This window comes from Synechococcus sp. R8-2, assembly GCF_047461715.1.
Classification (GTDB): Bacteria; Cyanobacteriota; Cyanobacteriia; order Thermostichales; family Thermostichaceae; genus Thermostichus.
This window is the reverse complement of sequence record NZ_JANSHQ010000380.1, coordinates 1-1784: the sequence shown is the minus strand read 5'-3', so window position 1 is coordinate 1784 and position 1784 is coordinate 1. Positions and strand designations below refer to the sequence as shown.

Below are 1784 nucleotides of genomic sequence, written 5' to 3'. Positions count from 1 at the left end.
AGCCTTCTCTGGTCAGTCGATTGGCCACCCTCCTCAGGGGCATGCGCGAAAAATAAAAGCATAGGGATATTTGCAGTCATGTTTTCGGTTTTCGGGTAGAAACATTAGAAATAGGGAATCAGCAGGGAGATATAGGATGGCTAATCTGTCCTCTTTGCAGGCGATCCTCCAGAGCTATGTTGCCAACACACCGGAAGTCCAGGGAGCAGCAGTGGTCACCCCCGACGGGCTACCTTTAGCTTCCACACTGCCTGTGGGTATGGATGAAGAGAGAACCTCTGCTATGTCGGCTGCCATGCTTTCTTTGGGCGAACGGATTGGGAGAGAGCTAGGGCGCGGAGCCATAGAGAGAGTTTTTGTACAGGGGGAAAAAGGATACGGGGTTTTAACCAGTTGTGGCCCCGATGCCGTCTTGCTGACAATTGCCAGCCATGAAGTCAAGCAAGGCTTGCTCTTTTTGGAAATTAAGCGAGTCGCGGCAAGCATTGCAGAGGCAATGAAGTAAGAAAATCAAATGTGGAAGCTAAGTCTTTAGATCCTATCCTGACGTTGAGGAAACTATGGCCATTAAACCTTCTGAGCTGCTCCAAGTCCTGATCTCGCGCACGCAATTCACAGATGATGACAAGAAAGTTTTGCAGCAAAGTGCTGACTGGGGCGGCAGCATCGCGGCGGAAATGTCAGACGCCTTTTACGGCTATCTGGATCGCGATGCCGAAATGGCGGCAGTGATAGCCAAGCACAACCGGCAGCGGCTGGGCCAAACCTTTGCCGACTGGTTCAAGGAAATGTTCACCGGCATGGACAATTGGGGCCCCCAGTATGCGGATCGCCGCTGGAAGATTGGCATAGTTCATGTGCGCGTTGGCATCGGCCCTCAACATGTTGTGCCTGCTATGGCCACAGTTGTGCAGGAGGTCAGTCGGCGGTTGGTGAAAGAAGGCAAGCCTGAGCAGTTGCGCACCAGCTTGAGCAAGGTCTGTATGATTGACCTCTCCTTTATTGAGCAAGCCTACCTTGAGGTGGCCTACAATGCAGTGCAACAGGAAACAGGCATGAGTGAGGCTTTGTTCAAACGATTAATCGCCAATGGTGCCAACAGTTTAATTTGAGTTGTTTGAGTTAGAGTGGGCTCTTGCTTACTCTACTTGCTTAATTTCTCTACCTTCTTGGGCTGAGGTGCTTGAGTTTCTGGGATCCCTCTGGAGCAGAGCTGGCGTTGGTATCTTTTTTAGATTATCTTAGAAGCAACCTGGAGATAGCTTTACCTCCCGTGCGGCACATCGGTGCACTCCCCCGAGTTTTATTCAGCTTTGTCGCTAGAGCTTAGTCTGAGGCCAGTTTATGGGAAATATCTTGCGAATTGTTGTAACAGGGCCGGTGGGAGCTGGAAAGTCTACCTTTATTCGCACGATTAGCGAGATTGAGGTAGTAGACACCGATTGCAAAGCAACGGACGAGGTGGCAGAGCTGAAGAAAACCACGACGGTAAGCATGGACTTCGGCCGCTTGAGAATTGGAGAGGAGGAAGAAGAGATGTGGCTGCATCTCTACGGCACTCCCGGCCAGTCTCGCTTTAACTTTATGTGGGATATTTTAATTAAGCGCGCCCACGGCTATGTTCTTCTGGTGCCTGCGCACTTGCCGGGCCAATTTCGCAACGCCCAAGCTATTCAATCTTTTATGAAAGCCAGGACAAGTGCCCCCTGCGTGATTGGGATCACCCACGTCGATCAACCCAATGCCTGGGATCCAGAAGACATTTTGTTAATTTTGGGGAATCA

At 50.8% G+C, this 1784-nt stretch carries 3 protein-coding genes; all 3 read left to right on the top strand.

The genetic code is table 11. The annotated features are described in order from the left end of the window. The first annotated feature begins 136 nt into the window (after positions 1–136). Complete coding sequence (locus tag NW819_RS09360; protein WP_011433098.1) at positions 137–505, top strand: roadblock/LC7 domain-containing protein; 369 nt, start codon at positions 137–139, stop codon at positions 503–505. 55 nt (positions 506–560) lie between these two features. Beyond that, entirely contained in the window at positions 561–1112 is a 552-nt protein-coding gene (locus NW819_RS09355; protein WP_414356696.1) for a protoglobin domain-containing protein, read from the top strand. A 232-nt stretch (positions 1113–1344) separates the two neighbouring features. Continuing rightward, positions 1345–1784 (top strand): GTP-binding protein (locus NW819_RS09350; protein WP_414413570.1); only part of this gene is annotated, 440 nt, incomplete at its 3' end.